We start from the raw sequence: 20,379 nt of genomic DNA, 5'->3' as shown, positions 1-20,379 counted from the left end.
CTCGCTGACCCGCTGCGTCCCCTTCATTCGTGATCATGCAATCCCGCCACCCTCCCGCTCGCAGAATGCTGGGTTGTGGGCGCGACACGCCGGCCAGGCTGTGCCCGACGCAGCATTCTGTGGTGGAGGCGTGCCTCCCGACGTGGGCTGACATGGCAACCACGACAAGCTTTCATCTCTCGGGGGGGGTGGCGGGATTGCATGATCACCGAGGGGGTGCGGCTCGCGGGGTGGCGGGATTGCATGATCACCGAGGGGGTGCGGCTCGGGTCGGGGTGGCGGGATTGCATGATCACCGAGGAGTGGGTGTGACGACGACGAGGACGAGGGCGGTCGTGGTGGCGGTGGTGGGGCCGACGGCCACTGGCAAGTCCGACCTCGCCCTCGACCTCGCCGAGGCTCTCGCGGACCGTGGCCGCCCCGGGGAAGTGGTCAACGCCGACGCCTCCCAGCTGTACCGGGGGATGGACGTCGGCACCGCCAAGGTCCCGCTGGCCCAGCGCCGCGGCGTCCCGCACCACCAGCTCGACGTCCTCGACGTCACCGAGGAGGCCAGCGTCGCGGCCTACCAGCGGCACGCCCGCGCCGACCTCGCCGCGGTAGCCGCCCGTGGGGGCACCCCGCTGCTCGTCGGTGGCTCCGGGCTGTACGTCCGCGCCGTCCTCGACGAGCTCGACCTGCCCGGCACCGACCCCGCCGTCCGGGCCCGGCTGGAGGCCGAGGCCGCCGACGTCGGACCGGCGGCTCTGCACGCCCGCCTGGCCGCCGTCGACCCCGCCGCGGCCTCGGCGATCCTGCCCGGCAACGTGCGCCGCGTCGTCCGGGCCCTGGAGGTCGTCGAGATCACCGGGCGCCCGTTCACCGCGACCCTGCCGACCGGACGACCGGCGATGCCCTCGGTGCGGCTGGGGCTCACCCTGCCGCGGCCGGTGCTCGACGAGCGGATCGCCGCCCGCGTCGACGCCATGTGGGCAAGCGGCCTGGTCGACGAGGTGCGCCGGCTGGAGGCCGCGGGGCTGCGTCGCGGCCGGACGGCGTCCCGCGCCGTCGGCTACGCCCAGGTGCTCGACCTGCTCGACGGCAGGCTCACCGACAGCCAGGCACGCGCTGACACGGTCCGCGCGACCCGCCGGCTCGCCCGCCGTCAGGAGCGGTGGTTCGCCCGTGACCAGCGCGTCGTCTGGCTGGACGCGGCCGCCCCCGACCTGCTCGACCGGGCCCTGGCCGTCGTGGACGCCGTGGACTCTCTGGACGACGTGGACGCCGTGGACGCGGCGGACGCCGGCCCCGCGGCGGACGGCGCCCAACGGCCCGGCCCGTAGGCTCGAGCCATGGGCGAGGGCATCCGGTTCACCAAGGGGCACGGCACCGAGAACGACTTCGTCCTCGTGCCCGACCCCGACGGCGACCTCGACCTCGACGCCCGTCTCGTCGCCCGCATCTGCGACCGGCGCGCCGGTGTCGGCGGCGACGGGCTCATCCGGGTGGTCCGCACCGCGGCGCTGGGCGAGGACGTGCCGGACTCCGCCGCCAGCGAGTGGTTTATGGACTACCGCAACGCCGACGGCACCGTCGCCGAGATGTGCGGCAACGGCGTCCGGGTGCTCACCGCCTACCTGCTGCGCGAGCGGCTCGTCGAGCCCGGGGCGCTCGCCGCCGGGCTGCCGATCGGCACCCGCGACGGGGTCAAGACCGTCCGGGACGGCGGCACGGCCGGGGCCGTGGACCCGGCCTGGATCGCCGTCGACATGGGGCCGTGGCGGGTGCCCGGCGGTCGGGACGCCGTCGCCGCCGGTCACGACGCGACGGTGCACGTGCCGGGCCTGGAGGTCGCCCGGCCCGCGCTGTCGGTCGACCTCGGCAACCCGCACACCGTCGTCGCCCTGGCCGAGCACGCCGAGCTCGCCGCCGTCGACCTCACCCGCCCCCCGCTCGTCGAGCCCGTGCCGCTGGACGGCACGAACGTCGAGCTCGTCGTCCCCCTCGACCCCGAGGACGTCGGCGGTGAGACGGTCGGGCGGCTGCGGATGCGGGTGCACGAGCGAGGGGTGGGCGAGACCCGCTCCTGCGGGACCGGGGCCTGCGCGGCCGCCCTGGCCGCGCGGGCCTGGGCCGGTGCGACCGGCCCGGACCGCTGGCTGGTCGACGTCCCGGGTGGGACGCTCGGCGTCCGGGTCAGCGGGTCACGGGTGGAGCTCGCCGGGCCCGCCGTGCTGGTCGCGGACGGCGTCCTGGACCCGGGGTGGGTCGCCGCCGGCTGACGCCGGCGCACACGGGCCCAGACGGGCCCAGACTGGCCCAGACGGCCTCAGGGCCGGGGCGGGACCGCGACCGGCACCGGCTCACAGGTGTCGAGCAGCGACGTGAGCGCGGACTGCTCGGTCGTGTCGACGCTGAGGTCCCACCGGTGCTTCACCGAGACCCACTGGACGGCGTAGGTGCACCGGGCCTCGGGGGACGGCGGGAGCCACTCGGCCGGGTCCCGGTCCCCCTTGCTCTGGTTGACGTTGTCGGTCACCGCCAGCAGCGACCAGTCGTACCCGAGGTCGTTGGCGTAGGCGACCCGCCGGGACGCCGGCCAGCCGTCGGTCCGGATCCCGGACGCCCACGCCTCGGCGAGCGGGACGACGTGGTCGATGTCGACGTCCGAGGCCAGGGTCCACACGGCGCCGTCGTAGGGGGAGGTCCAGCGGCCGGTCGCCACCGTGCACCCGGAGCCGAACGTGACGGCGACCTCCGAGTCGCGCTGCAGCACCTCTGACCCTGATTTTTGGCTCTCCTGCTGCTTCCGTGGGTGGGTGGGCGTGCCTGGATGGGCGCACGCCGTTCTCTGCGTAGGTTTCTGAGCTGTCAAGGGCCAGGAACCAGTGAGCGGAGAACGGCGTGCAGAACAGCACCTTATGGCGGGCCCTGCTGGGGGTCGAGAAGACGGTCGTCGAGGACGTTGAGTTCGAGGAGGACGACCAGCGGTTGGTCGCCCATGTGCGGCCGCGTGCCCGGGCCCGTGCGCGGTGTGGGCGGTGCCAGCGCAGAGCTCCTTCCTACGACCGCGGGCAGGGACGACGGCGGTGGCGTGCCCTGGACCTGGGCACGGTCCAGGTGTTCTTGGAGGCCGACGCCCCGCGGGTGAACTGCGCGGTGCATGGTCCGACGGTGGCGGCGGTGCCGTGGGCGCGGCACGACGCCGGACACACCCTCGCCTTCGACGAGCAGGTCGCCTGGCTGGCCACCCAGTGCTCCAAGACCGCGATCACCGAGTTGATGCGGATCGCGTGGCGCACTGTCGGGTCGATCGTGAGCCGGGTCTGGGCCGACGTCGAGGCGGTGAACGACCGGTTCGCCGGGTTGCGGCGCATCGGGATCGACGAGATCTCCTACAAGCGCGGTTACAAGTACCTCACCGTGGTCGTCGACCACGACACCGGCCGCCTGGTGTGGGCCGCGCCGGGACGGGACCGGCGCACCGTCGCGGCGTTCTTCGATGCCCTCGGCGAGGACCGCTGCGCGTTGATCACTCACGTCAGCGCCGATGGCGCTGACTGGATCGAGGACGTGGTCACCCAGCGCTGCCCGAACGCGGTGCGCTGCGCGGACTCCTTCCACGTCGTGCGCTGGGCCACCGACGCCCTGGACGCCGTGCGCCGGCAGGCCTGGAACACCGCCCGCCGAGCACCGGGCGGGACCACCGGCAACGGCCGCTCCCACGGACGACCCCAACGCATCGCCACCGGCCACGCCAAGACCCTCAAACGCGCCCGCTGGGCACTGTGGAAGAACCCCGAGAACCTGACCCCACGACAGGCAGCCAAACTGGACTGGATCGCCAAGAACGACCCGAAGCTGTACCGCGCGTACCTGCTCAAGGAGGGCCTGCGGCTGGTCTTCCAGCTCCCCTACCAGGAAGCCGTCGAGGCGCTCGAGGCCTGGATCGCCTGGGCGCGACGCTGCCGCATCGACGCCTTCGTCGCGCTCCAGCGCCGCATCGTCAAACACAAGGCCGCGATCCTCGCCGCGATCGCCCACGGACTGTCCAACGGCCGCATCGAATCGGTCAACACCAAGATCCGGCTCATCACGAGAATCGCGTTCGGCTTCGCCTCACCACAGGCCCTCATCGCCCTCGCCATGCTCAACCTCGGCGGCCACCGCCCCACCCTCCCCGGCCGCAGATGACCCACGGATCAGTCAGGAGAGCCTGATTTTTCAGCCGGGTTCGCCCTGCCCGGTTTGTCTTGATCGGATTCGACGATTCCGGGCCCGTTGGGGTCAGCGGTTGAGGCGTCGGCTCGGTCGCTGACTCCGTTGGGTTGCTGTCTGCTGCTGATGAGGGCGTCCGGGGGTGATCAGGGCGCGTGTCATCGCATTGGGTGCTCGGTGATCTTGTGGTTCGGTGGTGGTCAGCCGAAGGCGGGCAGGGCCCGTATCCGTTTGAGCGCGTCGGTGAACGCTTCGACGTGGGGGTAGGCGGCGGCGAACCGCAGGTGCAGGCGCCGCCCGGAGCGCACGAGGCGGGCGGCGACGTTCAGGAACGCCAGCCGCAGTCGTTTGCCGCGGGCGCGGCGGTACGCCCGGGGCAGGGCCAAGGTCCGCAGCCACAGGGCGACGTTGTGGGCCAGCGCGGCGGCCTGCCAGTACAGCCAGTTCCCGAAGAACGACTGGACGGGTGCGTGGATCATCCCGAAGTCGTTCTTGAGCGCCCGGATGGTGTCCTCGGGGATCCCGCCGCGCAGCCGGTGGTGGGCCTCCACCTCGGCTGCGGTCATCCGCTCGCCCGGCACGTTGGTGATGATGGCGTGCAGCCGCCAGCCGTCCAGGTCGTCGATCGCCAGCTGCTCGCCGTCGGCCTTGGGTTGGCGGCGCACGATCAACCGCACGGTGCGCCCGAGCAACGTCGTGCTGGTCTCGGCGACCTGGCTGCCCTTGCCGGTCTCGTTGCCGAGTGCCGGCGCCCAGACCGTGGCGTCGTCGCTGGCCAGCGCGTGCACCGCGGCGGCGACGTTCGGGTAGTCGCGGGCGGTGACCGAGTAGTCCGCGTCGTGGCGTTCGGCGGCCGCGATCACCTGGTCCTGGTAGCCGGCGGAGTCCACCCGGATCCACAGTCGATAGGAGCCCCGGCAGCCCGTTGGGATGGCGCCGACGCACTCGTCGATGAAGCTGCCCATCGCGCGGCCGTCGTTGGCGGCGCCGCCGCGGGCCCGCAGCGCCAGCACGTCCCCGGTCTCCCCGCACACCCCGACCAGCGGGGACAGCGCCGTCTGCCCGGTCCGGGAGAACGCGCTGCCTTCCTTGCCCGGCCCGTAGACCGCCACCCTCGTGGCGTCCGGGTCGATCGTCAGCCGGTTCCCGTCGGGGGCGGCGCCGCAGGCCCACGCCCGGCGCAGCATCGCCCGGTTGACCGCCGCGGCCTTGACGACCCGGCCCAGGTCCGCCCCGGCCAGGAACCGCCACGAGGTGGCGACGCTCGGCAGCGCGTTCGCGCCGCGCAGCGCGGCGGTCGCGGGGTCGGCCAGCAGGTACCGGTCGGACAGGAAGTCCCCGCCGGCCAGCAGCATCTCCACCAGCGCCCGGTAACATTCACCCCCGGTGTAGCCGCCGGGGCCGATCGGGCGCAGCTCGCGCCGGTCGGCCTCGGCCACGAGATTCAGCCGGTCCAGCACCGGACCCCACAACGCCACCCCCGCCACCGGCGTCAGACCCTGATTTTGCAGCCGGCGATGACTTGACGCCCGTGTCGTGACGCGAAAGTGCCCTTGCTGCAAGGGAAGATCGTGGTTGTCGAAGCCGCGATCACCGAGCAGGAAGGGCACCTTCGAGGTGAACGATACCGGGCTGTTGTTCGAGGTCGAGGATGTCGTGCTGGCGCGTCCGGCGCGGCCGGTGCCGGTGCCCGTGGTGAGCGCCTCGGAGGCGGATCTGACGCCGGTGGCGGGGGTGGCGTTGTGGGGTCCGGTGCTGGACCGGCTGAATCTCGTGGCCGAGGCCGACCGGCGCGAGCTGCGCCCGATCGGCCCCGGCGGCTACACCGGGGGTGAATGTTACCGGGCGCTGGTGGAGATGCTGCTGGCCGGCGGGGACTTCCTGTCCGACCGGTACCTGCTGGCCGACCCCGCGACCGCCGCGCTGCGCGGCGCGAACGCGCTGCCGAGCGTCGCCACCTCGTGGCGGTTCCTGGCCGGGGCGGACCTGGGCCGGGTCGTCAAGGCCGCGGCGGTCAACCGGGCGATGCTGCGCCGGGCGTGGGCCTGCGGCGCCGCCCCCGACGGGAACCGGCTGACGATCGACCCGGACGCCACGAGGGTGGCGGTCTACGGGCCGGGCAAGGAAGGCAGCGCGTTCTCCCGGACCGGGCAGACGGCGCTGTCCCCGCTGGTCGGGGTGTGCGGGGAGACCGGGGACGTGCTGGCGCTGCGGGCCCGCGGCGGCGCCGCCAACGACGGCCGCGCGATGGGCAGCTTCATCGACGAGTGCGTCGGCGCCATCCCAACGGGCTGCCGGGGCTCCTATCGACTGTGGATCCGGGTGGACTCCGCCGGCTACCAGGACCAGGTGATCGCGGCCGCCGAACGCCACGACGCGGACTACTCGGTCACCGCCCGCGACTACCCGAACGTCGCCGCCGCGGTGCACGCGCTGGCCAGCGACGACGCCACGGTCTGGGCGCCGGCACTCGGCAACGAGACCGGCAAGGGCAGCCAGGTCGCCGAGACCAGCACGACGTTGCTCGGGCGCACCGTGCGGTTGATCGTGCGCCGCCAACCCAAGGCCGACGGCGAGCAGCTGGCGATCGACGACCTGGACGGCTGGCGGCTGCACGCCATCATCACCAACGTGCCGGGCGAGCGGATGACCGCAGCCGAGGTGGAGGCCCACCACCGGCTGCGCGGCGGGATCCCCGAGGACACCATCCGGGCGCTCAAGAACGACTTCGGGATGATCCACGCACCCGTCCAGTCGTTCTTCGGGAACTGGCTGTACTGGCAGGCCGCCGCGCTGGCCCACAACGTCGCCCTGTGGCTGCGGACCTTGGCCCTGCCCCGGGCGTACCGCCGCGCCCGCGGCAAACGACTGCGGCTGGCGTTCCTGAACGTCGCCGCCCGCCTCGTGCGCTCCGGGCGGCGCCTGCACCTGCGGTTCGCCGCCGCCTACCCCCACGTCGAAGCGTTCACCGACGCGCTCAAACGGATACGGGCCCTGCCCGCCTTCGGCTGACCACCACCGAACCACAAGATCACCGAGCACCCAATGCGATGACACGCGCCCTGATCACCCCCGGACGCCCTCATCAGCAGCAGACAGCAACCCAACGGAGTCAGCGACCGAGCCGACGCCTCAACCGCTGACCCCAACGGGCCCGGAATCGTCGAATCCGATCAAGACAAACCGGGCAGGGCGAACCCGGCTGAAAAATCAGGGTCAGATCCGCCTCCGAGGCGCTCACCACGGGCACCGGCACCGGCCGCGCCGGACGCGCCAGCACGACATCCTCGACCTCGAACAACAGCCCGGTATCGTTCACCTCGAAGGTGCCCTTCCTGCTCGGTGATCGCGGCTTCGACAACCACGATCTTCCCTTGCAGCAAGGGCACTTTCGCGTCACGACACGGGCGTCAAGTCATCGCCGGCTGCAAAATCAGGGTCTGAGCGGGTGTCGCAACCGTCCCCGTCGTCGTCGGTCCACCCGCCGAAGAGGGCGTCCCGGTCATAGCCCGCTCCGGACTCCGGTGCCAGGGGCAGCTCGGCGAGCAGCTGGGCAGCGGTCGTGACCCCACCGTCGGTGGTGCCGTCGGTGCTTCCCGTGGGGGCGGGTGCCCCGCCGTCCGTGCCCGGGGCACTCGGAACGGTCGCCATCCCGGCTTCCACCGTCGCGGCCAGGACGCGGGACAGGAAGGCCGCCATGTGGTCGCGTCGCACCGGATCCCCGGGGCGGTAGGTGCCGTCCGTGCCGCCGGCGGCGAACCCCGCCGCCGCAGCGGTGTCGATGTCGTCGCGGTGGGTGCTGCCGTCGTCGTCCGGGAAGTAGTCGCCGCCCGGGGCCAGTGGGGGCAGGCCGGCCTGACCGGCCCGGTAGTCGTAGGCGCGGACGAGGAACGCCGCCATCTGGGCGCGCGTGACGAGCTGGCGAGGTGAGAAGGTCGTCGTGCTCGTGCCCCGGACGACCTCCGCTGCCGCCAGCTGGTCGATGTCCGCGGCAAAGTTCGAGCCGTCGTCGTCCGTGAACGCGTTCGGTGGCGCGACCGGCAGCGTCCCGCCTGTGTACTGGATGAGCCGCGCGATGAACGCCGCCATCTGCTCCCGGGTCACCGGGTCGGCCGGGGCGTACGTGGTGGTGGTCCGTCCGTTCGCCACCTGCCAGTGCCGGACGCAGTCGACGGCGGTCTCGAACGGGCTGGTCGCCGGGACGTCGGTGAACCCGTCCTCACCGATGACGCCGGGTGGGCACGCCGGGGCGATGTCGCGAGGTTCGGCCACGGGGCGGGGAACGCCCGGGGCGGGCGTCGGCGTGGGGGTGGGCGTCCCGGGCCGGGAGGGCAGCGACTCGCACGCGACGCCGTCGCCGTCCGCGTCGAGCTGGTCCGGGTCGCCGGGGTGGGCGTCGAGGTGGGCCTGCGCGTCCTGCTGGTAGGAGAAGTCCCCGCAGTCGACGTCGTACCCGTGGGACGCGGCCGCCGGGGACGTCAGCGCCCCCGCCGCGACCAGTGCTGCGGCGGCAGCCGTCGTCAGTCGTCGTGCCCGCATCCTGTGCCTCCTCGGTGCCCGCCGGGTGCCTCGGCCCGGTCAGGTTCTGTCCGGTGTGTCGGCCGGCGAGGGCGCGGGCTTGATGCGCGCAGGGACACGGATCTCACGCTGCGGGCAGGCGTCGGCCGCACAGAGTCCGGGCGCGCAGGCAACCTTTCCGGCGTCTCGTGCGTCACACCGGGTGAGAGGGACGACCGGTCGTCACGAGCAGGGGGAGACATGCGGGAGCTCTTCGAGCCGCACGGGGCTGCGCCGGACGCCGCTCTGGCGGCCCAGCGGGTCCGGTTGCGGTCCGCCGTGGGTCCGGTCCAGGACGGCGAGCTCGACCGCGCCGAGCGGCTGCGTCGCCGCGACCAGCTCGTTCACAGCATCGAGCTCTCCCGGCGGCTACGACGCCGCCGGCTCGCCGACCGGACGGCCTGACTGCGGACGAGCGGGCCGGTCAGCCGGCCCGGTGGACCCGCAGCACGCGGAAGCCCTTGGCGCTGCCCACCCGGGTGGTGTCCAGGTCCGGCATCGTGTGCCGCAACCAGGAGTGCAGCGAGTCCGCGCCGAGGTGGCGCTGGACGACGAGGTAGGCCGACGCGCCGTCGTCCAGCCGCGGCAGCCAGCGGGTCATCAGGGCGTGCAGCTCGGTCTTGCCGACCCGGATCGGCGGGTTCGACCACAGGGCGGCGAACCGGACGTCGTCCGGGACCTCCTCGGGGGTCGCCGGCCGGACGTTGCGCAGACCCAGCGACTCGGCGTTGCGCCGCACGAGGTCCAGCGCCCGCGCGTTGACGTCGACCGCCCACACCGTCGCACCCGGGGACAGCATCGCCATCGTCAGCGCGACCGGTCCCCAGCCGCAGCCGAGGTCGAGCAGGTCGCCCCGTTCGGGCGGGTCCGGGACCTCGCGCAGCAGCACCGAGGTGCCCAGGTCGACCCGGTCGGCGCTGAACACCCCGCGCGCGGTCTGCACCTCGACGTCGCGGCCGGCGAGCCGCACCCGCAGGGTCCGCCGCTGGTCCGGGGTCGCGGGGGCGGCGGAGAAGTAGTGGTCGCCGTCCATCGGCGTCGAGTGTGTCATCCGGCGTCCACGTCACTCGCGCCGGAGGTGGGGAGGTCGGGAGGGGAACGGACGGCCGGGACGACCGGGACGACCGCGGGGAAACACGGTCGCGCCGTCCGCTGTTGGAGTGGTCAGATGGTGCCGAACGCGGCACCACGAGTCAGGAGGCACATGACCCACCCCGAGCGGCCCAACGGGTCCACCGTCGACCGCATCCTTGACCGGCACGCCGGCGTCCCCGACCCCGTCGACCCGATCGACCCGATCGAGGGAGCGGACGGCGAACAGCTGGACCTCGCCGAGCGCCAGGCCCTGCGTCGCGTCGCGGGACTGTCCACCGAGCTCACCGACGTCACCGAGGTCGAGTACCGCCAGCTGCGGCTCGAACGCGTCGTCCTCGCCGGCCTGTGGACCAGCGGCACGAGCGTCCAGGACGCCGAGAACTCCCTGGCCGAGCTCGCCGCGCTCGCCGAGACCGCCGGCTCCGAGGTGCTCGAGGGGGTCATCCAGCGTCGGCCGTCCCCGGACCCGGCGACCTTCCTCGGCTCCGGCAAGGCCGAGGACCTCAGGGGCGTCGTCGCAGCGACGGGCGCCGACACCGTGATCTGCGACGGCGAGCTGTCGCCGTCCCAGCGCCGGGGCCTGGAGGACATCGTCAAGGTCAAGGTCATCGACCGGACGGCGCTGATCCTCGACATCTTCGCCCAGCACGCCAAGTCCCGGGAGGGCAAGGCCCAGGTCGAGCTGGCTCAGCTGGAGTACCTGCTGCCGCGCCTGCGTGGTTGGGGCGAGTCGATGTCCCGCCAGGCCGGTGGCCGGGTCGCCGCCGGTGCCGGCATCGGCTCCCGCGGTCCCGGCGAGACCAAGATCGAGCTGGACCGGCGCCGCATCCGCACCCGGATGGCCCGCCTCCGCCGCGAGATCAAGGACATGAAGCCTGCGCGGGAGACCAAGCGGTCCGGTCGGCGTCGCAACCACGTCCCCGGGGTCGCGATCGCCGGCTACACCAACGCCGGCAAGTCGAGCCTGCTCAACCGGCTCACCGGCGCCGGGGTGCTCGTCGAGGACGCCCTGTTCGCCACCCTCGACCCGACCGTCCGCAGGGCGCAGACGCCGGACGGCCGGCTCTACACCCTCGCCGACACCGTCGGCTTCGTCCGGCACCTGCCGCACCAGCTCGTCGAGGCGTTCCGCTCCACCCTTGAGGAGGTGGCGGACGCCGACCTGCTGCTGCACGTCGTCGACGTCTCCCACCCCGATCCCGAGGGCCAGATCGCGGCGGTCCGGGAGGTCCTCGGCGAGGTGGACGCGTCCGACGTCCGGGAGGTCGTCGTCCTCAACAAGGCCGACGCCGCCGACCCGGACGTCGTCGACCGGGTCCGCCGGCGCGAGCCGACGAGCGTCGTCGTGTCGGCCCGTACCGGTGAGGGGCTGGCGGTGCTGCGCGAGGTGATCGCCGAGGCCCTGCCCCGTCCCGACACCGAGGTCGAGCTGCTCGTCCCGTACGAGCGCGGCGACGTCGTCAGCCGGGTCCACTCCACCGGCGAGGTCATCGCCAGCGAGCACCGGGCCGAGGGCACCTGGCTGCGCGCCAGGGTCCGCCAGGACGTCGCGGCCGACCTGGGGGAGTTCCGCACCGCCGCCGTGTGAGGTCGCGCCAGGAAGCGGCTGGGCGGCTGTGCACGGCGCTCGGCGGTGTCACCGCGTCGGCCTACGCTGTCGCGGTGACCGACCTGCCCCCGCCCGGCGACCTGCTGCGGACCGCGGTCGCCGTCCTCGGTGGCGTCCCCCGCGAGGGCCAGCAGCGGATGGTCGACGCGGTGGCGCAGGCGATCGACTCCGGTCAGCACCTGCTCGTCCAGGCCGGGACCGGCACCGGCAAGTCGCTCGGCTACCTCGTGCCGCTCGTCCGGCACGCGGTGGCCACCGGCCGGCCGGTGGTCGTCTCGACGGCCACCCTGGCGCTGCAGGCCCAGATCGTCGACCGGGACCTGCCCCGCCTCGCCGACGCCCTGGCCGGTCCGCTCGGTCGCCGGCCCACCTACCAGCTCGTCAAGGGCCGCTCCCACTACGTCTGCCGGCACAAGCTCGTCGGCGGCTTCCCGGTGGACGACGACGCCGTCCTCTTCTCGGTCCCGGACGCCGGCGCCGGCACCGGTGCTGGCACCGGTGCTGGTGCGACGTCCCGGCTGGGGCGCGACGTCGTCCGGCTGCGGGAGTGGGCCGAGGGCACCGACAGCGGCGACCGTGACGAGCTCGTCCCCGGGGTGACCGAGCGCGCCTGGCGTCAGGTGTCCGTCACCGCCGCGGAGTGCCTCGGCGCGCAGCGGTGCCCGCAGGCCACCGAGTGCTTCGTCGAACGGGCGCGCGAGCGCGCCCGGCACGTCGACGTCGTCGTCACCAACCACGCCTTCCTCGCCATCGACGCGATGGAGGGCCGCCAGCTGCTGCCCGAGCACGACGTGGTCGTCGTCGACGAGGGGCACGAGCTGGCCGACCGGGTCACCTCCGTCGTCTCCGGCCAGCTGACCGCCGGCATGGTGTCGGCCGCTGCCACCCGTGCCCGGCGGCACGGCGACGCCGACACCCAGCGCCTCGAGGTCGCCGGTGAGGACCTGGACGCCGTGCTCGACGGCGTCCCGGAGGGACGGTTCGCCAGCGGGCTGCCGGAGGCGCTGCTCGCCACCGTCGTCTCACTGCGGGACGCCGCACGCGACGTGCTCTCCCAGCTCAAGGACGGCGACCGGCCCACCGGCGGGGACGACCAGACGGGGGACGGCGGCCGCCAGGTCGCCCGGTCCGCCGTCCTGGAGGTCTTCGACGTCGCCGAACGGCTCGCCGCCCTCACCGAGGACGACGTCGCCTGGCTGTCGGTGCGCGACGACGGCTTCTCCCTGGTGCGCCGGGCGCTGCACGTGGCGCCGCTGTCGGTCGCCGAGACGCTGCGGGAGCAGCTGTTCGACGAGCGCACCGTCGTCCTCACCTCGGCCACGCTGTCGCTCGGCGGCACCTTCGACGCCGCGGCCGGCTCGGTCGGCCTGCTCGGGGACGACGCCCCCGACTGGCGCGGCCTGGACGTCGGCAGCCCGTTCGACTACCCCCGCCAGGGCATCCTCTACGTCGCCCGGCACCTGCCGCCGCCGACCCGGAGCGGCACCCCGGACGCCGCCATGGACGAGCTCGCCCAGCTCGTCGAGGCCGCCGGCGGGCGCACCCTCGGGCTGTTCTCCTCCCGGCGCGCCGCCGAGGCCGCTGCCGAGGCGCTGCGTGCCCGGCTCGACGTCCCGGTGCTGTGCCAGGGGGACGACACGACGGCCACCCTCGTCCGCCAGTTCGCCGCAGACCCGGCGACCTGCCTGTTCGGCACGTTGTCGCTGTGGCAGGGCGTCGACGTGCCGGGGCCGGCCAGCCAGCTCGTCGTCATCGACCGGATCCCGTTCCCGCGACCGGACGACCCGCTGTCCTCCGCCCGGCAGGAGGCCGTGTCACGCGCGGGAGGGAACGGCTTCATGGCCGTCGCCGCCACCCACGCCGCGCTGCGGCTGGCCCAGGGAGCCGGCCGGCTGATCCGCTCCGCGGAGGACCGCGGCGTGGTCGCGGTGCTCGACTCCCGGCTGGCCACCGCCCGCTACGGCACGTTCCTGGCCCGGTCGCTGCCGCCGCTGTGGCGCACGACCGACCGCGCCACCGTGCTGGACGCGCTGCGCCGCATCGACGCCGCCGCGGGGCAGCCGTGGCCGGTCGCCGAACCGGTCGCCCGGGCCCTGGCTGCGGGCGGCTGAGGGACCCCCGCTCGCGGCGTCGACCGCGGGCACGGCACGCTGACCCGTGTGACGACTCCTGCTGAGCAGACGGTGCCGATGAGCGTCGCGGACGCCCGGGCGCAGTTCGAGCCCGTGCCCGGCTACCTCAACGCCGCCTCGATGGGCCTGCCGACGACAGGCGTGCTCGCCGCGCTCCAGGACGCGCTCGACGAGTGGCGCCGGGGCCGGGCCACCCCCGGCCGCTACGACGTCGCGGTCGCGGAGTCCCGCCGGCTGTACGCCGGGCTGGTCGGCGTCGACCCCGCCAGGGTCGCGGTCGGCTCACAGGTGTCCGTGCTCGCCGGCCTGGTTGCGAGCTCACTGCCCGACGGCGCCGAGGTGCTCTGCGTCGACGGCGACTTCACCTCGGTGGTCTTCCCGTTCCTCGTCCACGCCGACCGCGGAGTGACCGTCCGGCACGTCCCGCTGGAGCGACTGGCCGAGGAGGTGCGTCCCAGCACCGACCTCGTCGCCTTCTCGCTGGCGATGTCGGCGTGCGGAACCGTGGTCGACGGGGACGCCGTGGCCGAGGCGGCCGCCGACGCCGGCGCGGCCACCCTGTGCGACCTCACCCAGGCGGTGGGGTGGATGCCCGTGGACGCCTCACGCTTCGACGTCACCATCTGCTCGGCGTACAAGTGGCTGTGCAGCCCACGCGGGTCGGCGTTCGCGACGATCAGCGAGCGCGCGGCAGGGTGGCTGCGACCCACCTCGGCCGGGTGGTACGCCGGTGACGACGTGTGGGACTCCATCTACGGACCGCGGATGCGGCTGGCCCAGGACGCCCGGCGCTTCGACGTGTCCCCGGCGTGGTTGTCCTGGGTGGGCACGGTGCCGGCGCTGCGGCTGTTCGCGGCGCTGGACCCGGCCGAGGTGCGCGCTTACGACGCTGCGCTCGCCGACCGACTCCGCGAGGGGCTGGGTCTCGCCCCGGCCGGGCGCGCGGTCGTGTCCCTGCCGGACCCGGACGGCGACCGGCAGGCGAGGTTGGAGCGGGCCGGGGCGGTCGTCGCGGCCCGGGCGGGCAGTGTGCGGATCGCCTTCCACCTGTGGAACGACGAGGACGACGTACGGCTGGTGCTCGACGCCCTCGCCACCCCCGCGTGAGCGGGGAGGCCGACCCGCGCCGGCGGCTGGACGCGGACCCGCGCCGGCGGCTGGACGCTGAACGCGTCGCGACGCGCGACCGGGTCAACTCCCTGGACGCGGAGCTCCGCCGGCTCGAGGAGTCCGCTGCCGAGGTGGCGACCGACGACGAGCACGACCCGGACGGCTCCGGCGGGCTCGCGGTCGGTCGAGCCCAGCTGCAGGCGCTGCGCGAGCAGGCACGCCAGCAGCTCGCCGAGATCGAGGCGGCCGTGCAACGGCTGGACGCCGGCCGCTACGGGGTGTGTGAGCGGTGCGGACGACCGGTGGCCGCGGAGCGGTTGGCGGCCCGGCCCACCGCGCGGGTGTGCATCGACTGTGCCGGATAGCCGCTGTGCTGGTTAGCCGCTGTGCCGGTTAGACGCTGCGCAGCACCGCGACGACCCTGCCGAGCACGGTGGCCTCGTCGCCCGGGATCGGCTCGTAGGCCGGGTTGTGCGGCAGCAGCCAGACGTGACCGTCCCGTCGCTTGAACGTCTTCACCGTCGCCTCGCCGTCGATCATCGCGGCGACGATCTCACCGTTCTCGGCGACCGGCTGTTGCCGGACGACGACCCAGTCGCCGTCGCAGATGGCGGCGTCGATCATCGAGTCACCGGACACCTTGAGCAGGAAGAGCTGCCCGTCACCCACGAGCTGACGGGGCAAAGGGAAGACGTCCTCGACCGCCTGCTCGGCGAGGATCGGTCCGCCGGCGGCGATCCGGCCGACCACCGGGACGTACGACGCCGCCGGCCGCGCGTCCCCGACACCTGTCTCGTCGACGTCCGGGGGCAGCTCGGACTTGGCCGTGGCACGAGCACCCCGTCCCGGCGTGACCACCTCGATGGCCCGCGGCCGGTTCGGGTCCCGCCGCAGGTACCCCTTGCGCTCCAGGGCAGCGAGCTGGTGCGCGACGCTGCTCGGGCTCGTCAGCCCCACCGCCTGACCGATCTCCCGCATGCTCGGCGGGTAGCCGCGGGTCTCCACGGCATGGCGGATGCTCTCCAGGATCGTGCGCTGCCGGGCCGTGAGGCCGTCCCCGCCGGCGGGCTGGTCCGGCAGCTCGTGCACCGTCGCGCCGTCCGTCGTGCCGGGATGGTCCTTCGCTCTGGCCACGTCCGCTCCGTCCCTGTTGTGCTGCTGGTTCTGTTGTGCTGCTGGTTCTGTTGTGCTGCTGGTTCTGTTGTGCTGCTGGTTCTGTTGTGCTGCTGGCTCTGTTCGACCGGTTCTGCCGTTCTGCCGGCTCTGTTGCCCTGCCGGCCGGTGCCTGGTGATCGACACGCTAGACCGGGGCACCGACGGTTTCAAACACCTGTTCGAGCGTGTCGTCGCGATGTCAGCGCTGCTCGGCGGTGTGCTGGCGAGGCCGCTTGGTAGAGGCGTTGTCGGTGCCCGGTGCTGGAGTGACGTCCAGGTGGGATGCGAGCGGCCGGCCGATGGCTGTGCTGGGAGCGGTGGACACAGCCGCTTCCGAGTGCTAGACATCGGACAGGCGTTCGATCGAACACACGTTCGGACCCTACGTCACGGAACGCCCTGGAGGTACCTGATGAGCGCAGTCACGATCGACCACCGCCTGGTCCCCGTCCGTCGTGCGAGGTCGCACCGGCCCGCCGACGTCGTTCCCCTGCCGGTGCGGCAGGCGCCGGCTGCCGTAGCGGGTGGACCGGCCGTGCCGCTGCGGATCACCCGGCGCGGGCGACTCACCCTGACGCTGGTCCTGTCGGCGGTCCTCGCCGTCGCCGGGCTGGGTGCCGCAGGGCAGGCTCTCGCCGGTCCGGACGCCGCCCCGCCGCCGATGGACACTGTCGTGGTCCTGCCGGGCGACACGCTGTGGGGCATCGCCTCCGGCGTCGCCGCGCCAGGTGAGGACGTCCGCGACGTGATCGTCGAGATCAGGACTCTCAACGGCCTAAGCACCTCGGCCGTGAACGTCGGTCAGGAGCTCCTCGTCCCAGCCACCCCCTAACCCATCCGTGATCATGCAATCTCGCCACCCCTGGACGCCGCCCTCCTCGGTGATCATGCAATCCCGCCACCCCTGGACGCCGCCCTCCTCGGTGATCATGCAATCCCGCCACCCCTGGACGCCGCCCTCCTCGGTGATCATGCAATCCCGCCACCCCTGGACGCCGCCCCCCTCGGTGATCATGCAATCCCGCCACCTCTTCACGCATCGCCCGCGCGGAGTGGCGTGACACGGGGAAGTTCTGACTGATTCAGAGCCCTGTGGCAGCACTGCGCCATCTGGAAGAGGCGGGCACGGCAATCCCGGGCCCGTCCTGCGACGAGCCTCCAGGTGGAACCGGGCCGTCCTGGCGCTCTCCCCGGAGTTCGGCCTACGTGCAACGTCGCGAGGTGGGATACCAGGTCTAGCCGCTGCTGGCTGCCTTCTGCAAGGTGGCTGGATTGCATGATCACGAAACGGGAGATGTCGCGGCGTCGGGCGATTGAATGCATTGCTACGGTGCTGCGGGCGGTTACAAAATGCTGGATTCACCATGGTTTTTGCGGCGTGTTGCGCCAGCAACCCAGCACTTTGTGGGTGGACGTGGGCTGTCCGGGGGTGGCGGGATTGCATGATCACCGAGGAGGGCGGCGTCCAGGGGTGGCGGGATTGCATGATCACCGAGGGCGTGAAGGGGTCAGGCGCCGAGCTCCCAGTGCCAGGGCTCGGGCTTGCTGCCGTCCTGCTGAGCCCACCCGGGGTTGAACCAGCCGAAGCGCGGGGCGTTGAGCTGCATCCACCGGTGCTCGGGCGTGCCGAACCGCTCGATGCCGCCGCACAGGTCGACGGCAGTGCCCCAGCCGTGGTTGCTGGTGCCCGGCCGAGCCGCCAGGGCCGGCTTCTGCTCGCGCAGCCGGACCTGTGACTGCAGCGTGCGGTAGGAGTCCGTGACGCAGATCGGCTCGGCGAACGTCGAGGCGTACGCCTCCGCCAGCCGGTCGAAGGCGTAGGCGGCGTCCGCGCGCAGCAGGTGCCCCGGGGCGCCCCACAGCGGGCACAGCGCCGAGCGCGGGATCTGCCCGTTGGGGAACCGCTCGACGCCCTGGCTCGTGCACGCACCGGTCCGCCCGGTCACGGCGTTGCCACCGACGCCGAGGGTCCCGACGTCCAGGCCGTCGAGGTTGGCCGGCGGGGCCGACGTGGTCGTCCCATCGAGCACCTGACGACGGGCCTCGGCAAGCCGCTCGGCCTCGGCGTCCGCCGTCGCCACCGCCGTCTCGCTGGACAGCAGCAGCCCCCGCAGTCGGCTCAGCTCTGCTTCGTGGGCGGCGACCAGCCGGTCGGCGTCCTCCTTGGCGTCGGTGGCCGCCTGGGTCGTCTCCCGGACCCGCAGCGCCGTCCGCTCGGCGGCGGCCGCGGCGTCCTCCTGCTCGTCCACCGCGGCCCCGGCCACGACGACGGTGTCCTGCTGGGCCCGTCCGACCACCTGCAGCATGGCGACCCGCCGCGACAGGTCCTCGGGGTCCCGGGCCTCGAGCAGGGTCATCACGCCCTCGTAGGCGGCCAACCCGGAACCCTCGCGGTACGTGCGGGCGGCCCACCGACCCAGGTCGTCCCGGCTCGCGTTGTACCGGGTCCGCGCCGCGGTGAGCTCCTCGGAGCGCTCCCAGTGCTCGGCCTCCGCCTCCTGCTGCTCGCGCATCGCCACCGCGTACACCTCGAGCGCCGCGTTCGCCGCCCGGGCGGCCTCGTCGAGGCGGCGCTGCGCCTCGGTGACGTCTCGCGCGCGCTGGTCGGCGACGGACCGCAGCCGGTGTGCCACGTCGCGCTGCGCCTCGACCTGCTCCTGCGACGGCGCCGACGGCTGCGCGACCGCGACCGCGGCCCCCACAGCCGGGACGGCGAGCGGCGCGACCCCGAGCCCGGCAGCGGCCAGGGCCGCGGCGGCGGCACGGCGCAGGCGGCGGGACAGGGGCACGATCACCCATCGGCGTGACCCGGGGACGGGTTGAGCCCGCGGCCGCCACAGGTTCACCGCACCAGCACCCCGCAGCCGCACCCGGGAGCCTGTGGACGACGAACCCGCGGTGACCCCGGTCCTGCCTACCGTTCCCCCCGTGGGCACCACCTCCGTCCGGTTCGGCGTCGACCCCGGTGAGCTGCACCGGGCCGCCGCGGCCGCCCGCGAGATCGGGCAGCGGCTGCGCGCCGCCCACGACCTCGCGCTCGCCGCCGGCGAACCGCACCCGTGGGCGCAGGACCCGGCTCTGGCCGCGACCGCCCGCCGTGCCGTCGCCGGGATCGCCGCCGCGGCCCGGCTCGGCGGCGACGCGGCATCCGCGCTCGAGGACGCACTGCGCCGGGCCGCCGAGTCCTACGCGGCCAGCGACACCTGGTGGCCGCGGTGACCCCCGCCCCGGTCCGGGCCGCCCCGGGGGCGACCCCGCCGGTTCAGATCCCCGCGGTCGACCCCGCCGCCGCCGGGCGGGACGCCGAACGGCTGGCGCGCGCCGCCGCCGTGGCCGCCGGCGCGGCCCAGGACGTCGGCAGAACCGTCCCGGTCCAGTGGTACGGCCGGGCCGCGGACGCCGAGCGCGCCGTCCGGGCCGACCTCGCCCGCCAGGCCGAGCAGGTGGAGCGGCTGGCCGGCGCCGTCGCGGCCGTCCTGGCGGACTACGCCGCGCGGGTCGCGCCCGCACTGGCCGCGATGCGCCGGGCGGGGGAGGACCTCGAGGCCGGCCTGCGGCTGCAGGCCGCCGACCCGGCGTCCCCGGCGGCCGCGGCCCGGATCGAGCGGGCGTGGGCCGACCACGCGGCGGCCGAGCGCCGGTACACCGCCGCCGTCCTGGACGCCACCGCCGCCCTGGCCGAGGTCGAGGCCGAGACGGCCGCCCTGGCCACCGGCCCGGCCGCGCACCTGCGCGCCGGCGTCGAGCAGTTCTGGCAGGACGCCGTGGTGGACCCGGCCCGGCTCGCCTGGGCCCTCACCGCGGGGTTCGTCACCGACCGGGACGCGTGGCGCGACACGGTGGCCGGACTGCGCGACGGGCTGCTCGACACCGTGCGCCACCCGGTCCGCACGCTCGACGAGATGCTCGCCGGGCCGTACTGGCGGGCGGGGGAGTGGGGCGCCGGGGTCGGTGCCCTGCTGGCCGGTGCATTGCCGTGGCGGTTCGGCACCCGGCTCACCCCCGAGGAGCGGGCCCGCTGGGCGCCGTACCTGGCCGATCCCGACGCCCCGCGCCCTCGGCTGCAGAGCCTCGAGGAGCTCTTCGCCGGAGTGGACCTCACCGCCCACGAGCACCACGCGCTCGGTCACACCCTGCGTCGCCACCGGCTCGAGGCCGACCTGCTCGAGGACCGGCTGCGTTACGGCACCGTCTACGACGAGGGGTACCGCGGCCCGCCGCCGGCCTCCCGGCGGGCGTCGAGTTGGTCGGACGCCGCCACCGCGGAGCGCTGGGTCGGCGAGGCGCTGCGGCGGCACGAGGCCGAGGTCCGCGAGTGGGCCGCCGGCCGCGGCCGGCGCCCCCTCGTCGTCCAGGTGCCGGCCGACCCGGACGTCGGCACGGTGATGACACTCGTCGACGGCCGACCCCAGCTGCTCGCGCCGTCGACGGTCCGCGTCGTCCTGGCCCGGGACGGCGACGACGTGTTCATCCTGACCGCCTACCCCGACACCCCCCTTCTCACCGACCGGAGCCGACGATGAC

At 74.0% G+C, this 20,379-nt stretch carries 18 protein-coding genes; 12 read left to right on the top strand and 6 right to left on the bottom strand.

Translation table 11 applies throughout. The features are described 5' to 3' along the window. Window positions 1–152 precede the first annotated feature (152 nt). Window positions 153–1,322 carry a tRNA (adenosine(37)-N6)-dimethylallyltransferase MiaA gene (gene miaA, locus HJG43_08465; protein UER54564.1) on the top strand — a complete coding sequence of 390 codons (1,170 nt, stop codon included), beginning with the start codon at window positions 153–155 and terminating at the stop codon, window positions 1,320–1,322. Window positions 1,323–1,331: 9 nt separating this feature from the next. Continuing rightward, a complete protein-coding gene (locus tag HJG43_08460; protein UER54563.1) occupies window positions 1,332–2,261 on the top strand; it encodes a diaminopimelate epimerase in 930 nt (309 codons plus the stop codon). A 47-nt stretch (window positions 2,262–2,308) separates the two neighbouring features. Here HJG43_08460 and HJG43_08455 read toward each other — a convergent pair whose 3' ends face one another. Next, window positions 2,309–2,902, bottom strand: a complete 594-nt coding sequence (locus tag HJG43_08455) for an HNH endonuclease (GenBank protein UER55836.1) — start codon at window positions 2,900–2,902, stop codon at window positions 2,309–2,311. Here HJG43_08455 and HJG43_08450 point away from each other — a divergent pair. Beyond that, the gene (locus tag HJG43_08450; protein UER54562.1) at window positions 2,884–4,173 is read left to right on the top strand and encodes an ISL3 family transposase; all 1,290 of its coding nucleotides are present in this window, start codon (window positions 2,884–2,886) and stop codon (window positions 4,171–4,173) included. The genes HJG43_08455 and HJG43_08450 overlap by 19 nt on opposite strands. A 224-nt stretch (window positions 4,174–4,397) precedes the next feature. On the opposite strand, the gene HJG43_08445 is transcribed toward HJG43_08450, so the two are convergent. Further along, the gene (locus HJG43_08445) at window positions 4,398–5,759 is read right to left on the bottom strand and encodes an IS1380 family transposase (protein ID UER54561.1); all 1,362 of its coding nucleotides are present in this window, start codon (window positions 5,757–5,759) and stop codon (window positions 4,398–4,400) included. A gap of 130 nt (window positions 5,760–5,889) precedes the next feature. Between HJG43_08445 and HJG43_08440 the strand changes: the two genes are divergently transcribed. Next, window positions 5,890–7,209 carry an IS1380 family transposase gene (locus tag HJG43_08440; protein UER55835.1) on the top strand — a complete coding sequence of 440 codons (1,320 nt, stop codon included), beginning with the start codon at window positions 5,890–5,892 and terminating at the stop codon, window positions 7,207–7,209. A 384-nt stretch (window positions 7,210–7,593) separates the two neighbouring features. On the opposite strand, the gene HJG43_08435 is transcribed toward HJG43_08440, so the two are convergent. Continuing rightward, entirely contained in the window at window positions 7,594–8,736 is a 1,143-nt protein-coding gene (locus HJG43_08435; GenBank protein UER54560.1) for a hypothetical protein, read from the bottom strand. Window positions 8,737–8,955: 219 nt separating this feature from the next. Here HJG43_08435 and HJG43_08430 point away from each other — a divergent pair, with 219 nt between their 5' ends. Continuing rightward, window positions 8,956–9,159, top strand: coding sequence for a hypothetical protein (locus HJG43_08430; protein UER54559.1), 204 nt, complete (start codon window positions 8,956–8,958; stop codon window positions 9,157–9,159). A 19-nt stretch (window positions 9,160–9,178) separates the two neighbouring features. Here HJG43_08430 and HJG43_08425 read toward each other — a convergent pair whose 3' ends face one another. Continuing rightward, a complete protein-coding gene (locus HJG43_08425; protein UER55834.1) occupies window positions 9,179–9,787 on the bottom strand; it encodes a methyltransferase in 609 nt (202 codons plus the stop codon). Window positions 9,788–9,922: 135 nt separating this feature from the next. Here HJG43_08425 and hflX point away from each other — a divergent pair, with 135 nt between their 5' ends. The 4 genes from hflX (at window position 9,923) to HJG43_08405 (ending at window position 15,065) form a co-directional block, all read left to right on the top strand. Next, window positions 9,923–11,437 carry a GTPase HflX gene (gene hflX, locus HJG43_08420; GenBank protein ID UER54558.1) on the top strand — a complete coding sequence of 505 codons (1,515 nt, stop codon included), beginning with the start codon at window positions 9,923–9,925 and terminating at the stop codon, window positions 11,435–11,437. A 158-nt stretch (window positions 11,438–11,595) separates the two neighbouring features. Further along, the gene (locus HJG43_08415) at window positions 11,596–13,569 is read left to right on the top strand and encodes an ATP-dependent DNA helicase (protein UER55833.1); all 1,974 of its coding nucleotides are present in this window, start codon (window positions 11,596–11,598) and stop codon (window positions 13,567–13,569) included. A gap of 78 nt (window positions 13,570–13,647) precedes the next feature. Beyond that, a complete protein-coding gene (locus HJG43_08410; protein UER55832.1) occupies window positions 13,648–14,697 on the top strand; it encodes an aminotransferase class V-fold PLP-dependent enzyme in 1,050 nt (349 codons plus the stop codon). Between the two features lie 26 nt (window positions 14,698–14,723). After that, window positions 14,724–15,065 (top strand): TraR/DksA family transcriptional regulator, encoded by a 342-nt coding sequence (locus HJG43_08405; protein UER55831.1) that lies wholly within the window; start codon window positions 14,724–14,726, stop codon window positions 15,063–15,065. A 28-nt stretch (window positions 15,066–15,093) separates the two neighbouring features. Here HJG43_08405 and lexA read toward each other — a convergent pair whose 3' ends face one another. Beyond that, window positions 15,094–15,834 (bottom strand): transcriptional repressor LexA, encoded by a 741-nt coding sequence (gene lexA, locus HJG43_08400; protein UER54557.1) that lies wholly within the window; start codon window positions 15,832–15,834, stop codon window positions 15,094–15,096. Between the two features lie 433 nt (window positions 15,835–16,267). Here lexA and HJG43_08395 point away from each other — a divergent pair, with 433 nt between their 5' ends. Beyond that, the gene (locus HJG43_08395) at window positions 16,268–16,687 is read left to right on the top strand and encodes a LysM peptidoglycan-binding domain-containing protein (protein UER54556.1); all 420 of its coding nucleotides are present in this window, start codon (window positions 16,268–16,270) and stop codon (window positions 16,685–16,687) included. Window positions 16,688–17,363: 676 nt separating this feature from the next. Here the strand turns inward: HJG43_08395 and HJG43_08390 are convergent. Further along, window positions 17,364–18,368, bottom strand: a complete 1,005-nt coding sequence (locus tag HJG43_08390; protein UER55830.1) for a hypothetical protein — start codon at window positions 18,366–18,368, stop codon at window positions 17,364–17,366. 415 nt (window positions 18,369–18,783) lie between these two features. On the opposite strand from HJG43_08390, the gene HJG43_08385 reads away from it, so the two are divergent. Both HJG43_08385 and HJG43_08380 read left to right on the top strand, forming a co-directional pair. Beyond that, window positions 18,784–19,074, top strand: coding sequence for a hypothetical protein (locus HJG43_08385; protein ID UER54555.1), 291 nt, complete (start codon window positions 18,784–18,786; stop codon window positions 19,072–19,074). Then, window positions 19,071–20,378 (top strand): hypothetical protein, encoded by a 1,308-nt coding sequence (locus tag HJG43_08380; GenBank protein UER54554.1) that lies wholly within the window; start codon window positions 19,071–19,073, stop codon window positions 20,376–20,378. The genes HJG43_08385 and HJG43_08380 overlap by 4 nt, the downstream gene beginning before the upstream one ends. The last annotated feature ends 1 nt before the right edge of the window (window position 20,379 follow it).

The organism is Kineosporiaceae bacterium SCSIO 59966 (genome assembly GCA_020881835.1).
Taxonomy (GTDB): Bacteria; Actinomycetota; Actinomycetes; order Actinomycetales; family SCSIO-59966; genus SCSIO-59966.
Note: the sequence above shows the minus strand (reverse complement) of the source record. Positions and strands in the feature narration are given on the sequence as shown.

Bases quoted from the DNA above. Each gene is read 5' to 3' on its own strand.
- miaA (UER54564.1), top strand. From the start codon at position 153: ATGGCAACCACGACAAGCTTTCATCTCTCGGGGGGGGTGGCGGGATTG.
- HJG43_08460 (UER54563.1), top strand. From the start codon at position 1,332: ATGGGCGAGGGCATCCGGTTCACCAAGGGGCACGGCACCGAGAACGAC.
- HJG43_08435 (UER54560.1), bottom strand. From the start codon at position 8,736: ATGCGGGCACGACGACTGACGACGGCTGCCGCCGCAGCACTGGTCGCG.
- HJG43_08430 (UER54559.1), top strand. From the start codon at position 8,956: ATGCGGGAGCTCTTCGAGCCGCACGGGGCTGCGCCGGACGCCGCTCTG.
- HJG43_08425 (UER55834.1), bottom strand. From the start codon at position 9,787: ATGGACGGCGACCACTACTTCTCCGCCGCCCCCGCGACCCCGGACCAG.
- hflX (UER54558.1), top strand. From the start codon at position 9,923: ATGGTGCCGAACGCGGCACCACGAGTCAGGAGGCACATGACCCACCCC.
- HJG43_08415 (UER55833.1), top strand. From the start codon at position 11,596: ATGGTCGACGCGGTGGCGCAGGCGATCGACTCCGGTCAGCACCTGCTC.
- HJG43_08410 (UER55832.1), top strand. From the start codon at position 13,648: ATGAGCGTCGCGGACGCCCGGGCGCAGTTCGAGCCCGTGCCCGGCTAC.
- HJG43_08395 (UER54556.1), top strand. From the start codon at position 16,268: ATGAGCGCAGTCACGATCGACCACCGCCTGGTCCCCGTCCGTCGTGCG.
- HJG43_08390 (UER55830.1), bottom strand. From the start codon at position 18,368: ATGCGCGAGCAGCAGGAGGCGGAGGCCGAGCACTGGGAGCGCTCCGAG.